This is a genomic window from Mesorhizobium sp. M7A.F.Ca.AU.001.01.1.1 (assembly GCF_004022735.1).
Lineage (GTDB): Bacteria > Pseudomonadota > Alphaproteobacteria > Rhizobiales > Rhizobiaceae > Mesorhizobium > Mesorhizobium ciceri.
The window spans coordinates 1-6,547 of sequence record NZ_RZPF01000346.1; the positions used below are offsets into that span (position 1 = coordinate 1).

The 6,547-nt window shown below is 62.4% G+C and carries 6 protein-coding genes; 5 read left to right on the forward strand and 1 reads right to left on the reverse strand.

Going from position 1 to position 6,547, the window contains the following annotated elements:
- The 5 genes from EN884_RS20605 to hflX all read left to right on the forward strand — a co-directional run.
- On the forward strand, nt 1-1,761 hold a 1,761-nt coding region (locus EN884_RS20605), incomplete at its 5' end, for a PAS domain-containing sensor histidine kinase (RefSeq protein WP_164895078.1).
- Complete coding sequence (locus tag EN884_RS20610) at nt 1,751-3,112, forward strand: sigma-54 dependent transcriptional regulator (RefSeq protein WP_013531496.1); 1,362 nt, start codon at nt 1,751-1,753, stop codon at nt 3,110-3,112. The genes EN884_RS20605 and EN884_RS20610, both read left to right, overlap by 11 nt.
- A 98-nt stretch (nt 3,113-3,210) precedes the next feature.
- Complete coding sequence (locus tag EN884_RS20615; protein ID WP_027163475.1) at nt 3,211-4,074, forward strand: D-amino-acid transaminase; 864 nt, start codon at nt 3,211-3,213, stop codon at nt 4,072-4,074.
- Nucleotides 4,075-4,219: 145 nt separating this feature from the next.
- Entirely contained in the window at nt 4,220-4,465 is a 246-nt protein-coding gene (gene hfq, locus EN884_RS20620) for an RNA chaperone Hfq (RefSeq protein ID WP_006202172.1), read from the forward strand.
- A complete protein-coding gene (hflX, locus tag EN884_RS20625; protein WP_063168044.1) occupies nt 4,466-5,857 on the forward strand; it encodes a GTPase HflX in 1,392 nt (463 codons plus the stop codon).
- 62 nt (nt 5,858-5,919) lie between these two features.
- Here the strand turns inward: hflX and mazG are convergent.
- The coding region (mazG, locus tag EN884_RS20630) for a nucleoside triphosphate pyrophosphohydrolase (protein WP_128360712.1) at nt 5,920-6,547 on the reverse strand (628 nt) is incomplete at its 5' end.

Genomic DNA, 6,547 nt, shown 5'->3' on the forward strand with positions numbered 1-6,547 from the left:
CTCTACGGCCTTGATCGTACCGGCTTTCTCGACCTGATGAACAAGGAAGCCGTGGGCCGTTCGCTGGCTCATGCGGCGCTGATCAAACCTGACGGCTCTTTCGTCATGAGCGCCAAGACCGACACGGATTTTGCCATGCCTGAGCCGCCGGAAGGCGCCGTGGCCAGCGCTGCCGACGGCAAGCCGGTGCTGATCGAGCCGAAAACGCGCAACATCATGGGCGCCATCGTCAAGCTGCGCGAGATCGAAGGGCTCTATCTCTATACCATTCGCCTCGTCGATCCGGAGGTCATCAAGGCGCGGCAGATCGTCAGGTCCAACACCGACGAATATCGGGGGCTGGAAGACAACCGCCGCACCTCGCAGGTGGCCTTCGCGCTGCCCTATCTTTCGCTCACCCTCATCATCATCCTGTCCGCGATCTGGACCGGCATTGCGGTCGCCGACCGTCTGGTGCGGCCCATTCGCCAGCTCATCGGCGCCGCCGACGAAGTGGCGACCGGCAATCTCGACGTCGCGGTTCCGGTCAGGCCCTCGGACGGCGATGTCGCCTCGCTCGGCGATACGTTCAACAAAATGCTTCTCGAACTGAAATCGCAGCGCAACGAGATCCTGTCGGCCAAGGACCTGATCGACGAGAGGCGACGCTTCTCCGAAGCCGTGCTTGCCGGCGTTACCGCCGGCGTCATCGGCGTCGATCCCTACGGCATCGTCACCATCGTCAACCGCTCGGCCGAAGCGATGCTGGCCATATCCGCCAGCGCAGCCCTTGGGCAGAACCTTTCCGCCGTGCTGCCGCATGTCGGCCGCGTCTTCGAAATCGGCCGCAAGTCCGGCAAACCCGTCTATCGCGAGCAGGTGACCTTCTACCGCGCCGGCGCCGAGCGGACCTTCAACGTTCAGATCACCATCGAGGCCGGCGATGACGGCTCGGAGGAAAAGTCCTATGTCGTGACGGTTGACGACATCACCGACCTGGTCCAGGCGCAGCGCTCGTCGGCTTGGGCGGATGTGGCGCGGCGTATCGCCCACGAGATCAAGAACCCGCTGACGCCGATCCAGCTCTCGGCCGAACGCATCAAGCGCCGCTATGGCAAGGTGATTACCGAGGACCGCGAGGTTTTCGACCAGTGCACCGACACCATCATTCGTCAGGTCGAGGATATCGGCCGTATGGTCGACGAATTCTCGGCGTTCGCGCGCATGCCGAAGCCCGAGATGAAGGCCATAGATCTGCGCGAATCGCTGCGCGAGGCCTCGTTCCTGGTCGAGGTCAGCCGCGCCGACATCACCTTCGAGCGGACCTTCGGCAGCGAGCCGCTGAAGGGCACGTTCGACAGCCGGCTGATGGCGCAGGCTTTCGGCAATGTGATCAAGAACGCCGCCGAGGCAATCGACGGATTGGAACAGAAGGATGGTTCGCACGGCATAATCCGGATTCAGGCCGGGCGCCAGAATGGTGTGATTCGAATCGACGTCATCGACAATGGCAAAGGCCTGCCGCGCGAGAATCGCCAACGGCTGCTCGAGCCCTACATGACCACACGCGAGAAGGGCACCGGACTTGGCCTCGCTATCGTCAAGAAGATCGTGGAGGACCATGGTGGCAGGCTGGAACTACACGATGCTCCTGCGGACTTCCACGATGGGCGCGGCGCGATGATCAGCATCATCCTGCCGCCTGCGGCCGCAACGGCTCCGCGCGGCGAAAGCAGGGCGGAAAACGAAAGAGAAACTGAAAAGGTCGGTAATGGCGTCTGATATTCTCATCGTCGATGACGAGGAAGACATCCGTGAACTCGTCGCGGGCATACTGAGCGACGAAGGTCACGAAACCCGCACGGCATTCGATGCCGACAGCGCGCTCGCTGCTATAGCTGATCGCGCGCCGCGGCTGATTTTCCTCGACATCTGGCTGCAGGGCTCGCGTCTCGACGGGCTGGCGCTGCTCGACGAGATCAAGACGATGCATCCGACCTTGCCGGTGGTGATGATTTCCGGCCACGGCAACATCGAAACGGCGGTCTCCGCCATCCGTCGCGGCGCCTATGACTTCATCGAAAAACCGTTCAAGGCCGACAGGCTGATCCTTATTGCCGAACGTGCGCTCGAGACCTCGAAATTGCGGCGCGAGGTTTCCGACCTCAAGCTGCGCAGCGGTGAAACCTTCGATCTGATCGGCATGTCGTCGGCGATGAGCCAGTTGCGTCAGACCATCGAACGCGTCGCGCCGACCAACAGCCGCGTGATGATCATCGGCCCGTCTGGCTCGGGCAAGGAACTGGCCGCGCGCGCCATCCACACGCTGTCGGCGCGCAAGGGCGCGCCTTTCGTGACGCTGAGCGCCGCCAACATCACGCCCGAGCGTATGGAGATCGAACTGTTCGGCACCGAATCGAATGGCGTCGAGCGCAAGGTCGGCGCGCTCGAGGAGGCCCATCGCGGCATCCTCTACATCGACGAGGTGGCCGACATGCCGCGCGAGACGCAGAACAAGATCCTGCGCGTGCTGGTCGAGCAGCAGTTCGAGCGGGTAGGGGGAACCAAGCGGGTCAAGGTCGATGTCCGCATCATCTCTTCCACGTCGCAGAACCTCGAAGCGATGATCGCCGACGGGCGTTTCCGCGAGGATCTTTACCATCGCCTCGCGGTGGTTCCGGTCATCGTGCCGGGATTGGCCGAGCGGCGCGAGGATATTCCCTACCTCGTCGACAATTTCATGAAGCAGATCGCCCGCCAGGCCGGCATCAAGCCGCGCCGCATCGGCGACGACGCGCTGGCCGTGCTGCAGGCGCACAACTGGCCGGGCAACGTTCGCCAGCTGCGCAATAATGTCGAGCGCCTGATGATCCTGGCGCGCGGCGACGACGTCGATGCGCCGATCACCGCTGATCTGTTGCCGGCCGAGATCGGCGATGTCATGCCGCGCACCCCGAATCAATCCGACCAACACATCATGGCGCTGCCGCTCCGCGAAGCGCGTGAGCAGTTCGAGAAGGATTACCTGATCGCCCAGATCAACCGGTTCGGCGGCAACATCTCGAAAACCGCCGAGTTCATCGGCATGGAGCGCTCCGCTCTGCATCGCAAGCTGAAGTCCCTGGGCGTCTAAGCGCGACGTCCGACCAGCCGCGCGTGGTCCAACCATTTGCCGGTTACGCCCGCGGTGGAATCGCATAAGAAAGCCCGAGAATTTCTGAGGGGTCGCCAATGCCGCGCATTGCCTATGTCAACGGGCGCTATGTCACGCACGCCGACGCTGCCGTGCATATCGAGGATCGCGGCTATCAGTTTGCCGACGGTGTCTATGAGGTCTGCGAAGTGGCGCGTGGCTTCATCGTCGACATGCCGCGCCACCTGGCCCGGCTGAACCGTTCGCTGACCGAATTGTCGATCGCCTGGCCGGTCACCTCTCACGTGCTGCCGCTCATTCTGCGTGAGGTGGTCAATCGCAACCACGTCGCCAATGGCCTGGTCTACGTGCAGGTGACGCGCGGCGTGGCCAGCCGCGACTTCGTCTTCCCTTCCGCCGACACCAAGCCTTCGCTGGTGGTAACCGCCAGGAAGGCCGATCCTGCCGCTGGTGCAAAGCGAGCCGAGACAGGCATCGCCGTCATCACCGTGCCGGAGAACCGCTGGGACAGGGTCGACATCAAGACTGTCGGGCTGCTGCCCAATGTCTTGGCCAAGCAGAAGGCAAAGGAAGCCGGTGCGCAGGAAGCCTGGTTCGTCGACACCGAAGGTAACGTCAAGGAAGGCGGCTCGTCCAACGCCTGGATCGTCACCAGGGACGGCGTTCTGGTCACCAGGCCGGCCGAGCATGGCATCCTGCGCGGCATCACCCGCACGACCATGTTCGAAGTGGCGGCCAAGCTTGGCCTGAAGATCGAGGAGCGCGGCTTTTCCGTCGCCGAGGCCAAGACGGCACGCGAGGCGTTCATCAGTTCCGCAACGACGATCGCCATGCCGGTGGTGACCATCGATGGCGACACGGTCGCCAATGGGCACCCCGGCTCAATAACACTTTCGTTGCGGCAAGCCTTTTTTGACATTGCGGAAAAAAGTCCAGCCTGATAACCGCACAGGTGGAATGAACATCAATATATCTCGTTCTGCTTGTCGTTACTGACGACAAGACGGTGTTTGCGAGCTTGACATGCGCCCGTTAATTTGGCGCATTGGCTTGCAAACCGAAGGGGATCGGCGAAAGACAAGAACAATGGCGGAACGATCGCAAAACCTTCAGGACCTGTTCCTGAATTCAGTTCGCAAGAGCAAGAACCCGCTCACCATCTTCCTCATCAACGGCGTGAAGCTGACCGGCGTGGTCACTTCGTTCGACAATTTCTGTGTCCTGCTGCGCCGCGATGGTCACTCCCAGCTCGTCTACAAGCACGCCATTTCCACGATCATGCCGAGCCAGCCGGTTCAGATGTTCGATGGCGAGGAAAGCCAGGGCGCCTGATTGGCACGTGAGAAAGACGCGGACGCCACCGTTCGCGGGAAACCAGCGCATCACCCCAGGACTGAGGCCAAGGGCCCGACCCGGGCCGTGGTCATTGTGCCCGTCCTTACCCGCCACCAGCGCAACGACGACGAGACCAACCGCCCGCGGCTGATGCGTTCGGCTGATGCGCGTCACGACGAGGCCGTTGGCCTTGCCCGCGCCATCAACCTTGATCTGATTCACACCGCGGTGGTGACCGTCAACGATCCGCGCCCGGCGACGCTGCTCGGCAGCGGCAAGGTCGCCGAGTTCGCGGAAATCGTCAAAGAGGGACATGCGGAAGTGGTCGTCGTCGACCATCCGCTGACCCCTGTGCAGCAACGCAATCTCGAGAAAGAGCTGAACGCCAAGGTGCTGGACCGCACCGGGCTGATCCTCGAGATATTCGGCGAGCGTGCACGCACCAAGGAAGGCACGCTGCAGGTCGAGCTCGCCCATCTCAACTACCAGAAGGGCCGCCTCGTGCGTAGCTGGACCCATTTGGAGCGTCAGCGCGGCGGCGCCGGATTCCTTGGGGGCCCCGGCGAAACACAGATCGAATCCGACCGGCGGCAGTTGCAGGAAAAGATCATCAAGCTGAAGCAGGAGCTGGAAACGGTGCGGCGCACGCGCGACCTGCACCGCGCCAAGCGCAGGAAGGTGCCGTTCCCGGTGGTGGCGATCGTCGGCTACACCAATGCCGGCAAGTCGACGCTGTTCAACCGGCTGACCGGGGCGGATGTGCTGGCACAGGACATGCTGTTCGCCACGCTCGACCCGACGCTGCGCCGCGTGCGCCTGCCACATGGCACGCCGATCATCCTCTCCGACACGGTCGGCTTCATTTCGGACCTGCCGACACATCTGATCGCGGCTTTCCGCGCCACCCTGGAAGAGGTGGTCGAGGCCGACCTCGTGCTTCATCTGCGCGACATTTCCGATCCGGACACGGCCGCCCAGGCCGAGGATGTCGAGCGTATCCTTGCAGATCTTGGCGTTGACGCTGGTGATGCCAAGCGGGTGATCGAAGTGTGGAACAAGATCGACCGGCTCGACGAAGGCAACCGGACCCGGCTGCTTGCAGACGGCGCCGATGCCAACAAGGCGCCGCCGATTGCGGTGTCGGCGGTGACCGGCGAGGGCATCGATGCGCTGAAGGCGATCATCGAAACGCGGATGGCGGGCGAACTCGAAGACCTCACCGTGACGATCGAGCCGGCACAGTTCGGCCTTGTCGACTGGCTTTACCGCAATGGCGATGTGGTTTCGCGAAGCGACAATGACGACGGCAGCGCCACCATCTCGCTGAAGGCCACGCAAAGCGCGCGCGAAGAGATCGAAAACAGATTGCGTCGTAAAAACAACGGATAATCCGGAGCAGTTCCAGGAAAAGTGTATAGCGGTTTCCGTCGGGAGTTGCCCGAAAAGAGAGACTACTTCGCGGTCTTTGCTTCCTGCCAGAGCGCTTCCATCTCGGCCAGATCAGCCTTGTCCAGCGTGTTGCCGGCTTTCTCCAAAGCCTGCTCGACATAATGGAAACGTGAGCGGAATTTCTCGTTGGTGCCGCTCAGCGCTGCTTCCGAATCGAGCTTGAGGTGGCGACCGAGATTGACGACGGCAAACAGCATGTCGCAGAACTCGTCCTTGATCGAGGCGGTGTCGCCCTTGGCCAGCGCCTCGCGCAATTCGCCGATCTCTTCCTCGATCTTGTCGAGGATGGGTGCTGCCTCGCTCCAGTCGAAGCCGACGCGGGCGGCCTTCTCCTGAAGTTTCAGCGCCCGGGTCAGCGCGGGCAGGGCGACCGGCACGCTATCCAGAAACCCCTTGCCATTGTCTTCGGGATCGAGACCGCGCGCGAGGCGGGCGCTTCGTTTCTCTGCCTTCTCTTCTGCCTTGATCTTTTCCCACATGCCCTTGGCCATGCCGGCGCTGCGGGCCTTTTCGTCGCCGAAGACATGCGGATGGCGTCGGATCATTTTCGTCGTGATGGCTTGCACCACATCGGGGAAGGCAAACTCGCCGGCCGCCTCGGCCATTTGCGCGTGGTAGACGACCTGCAGC

What these genes read in the sequence shown, in the direction of transcription:
- EN884_RS20610 (WP_013531496.1), top strand. Translation starts at nt 1,751, where the DNA reads ATGGCGTCTGATATTCTCATCGTCGATGACGAGGAAGACATCCGTGAA.
- EN884_RS20615 (WP_027163475.1), top strand. Translation starts at nt 3,211, where the DNA reads ATGCCGCGCATTGCCTATGTCAACGGGCGCTATGTCACGCACGCCGAC.
- hfq (WP_006202172.1), top strand. Translation starts at nt 4,220, where the DNA reads ATGGCGGAACGATCGCAAAACCTTCAGGACCTGTTCCTGAATTCAGTT.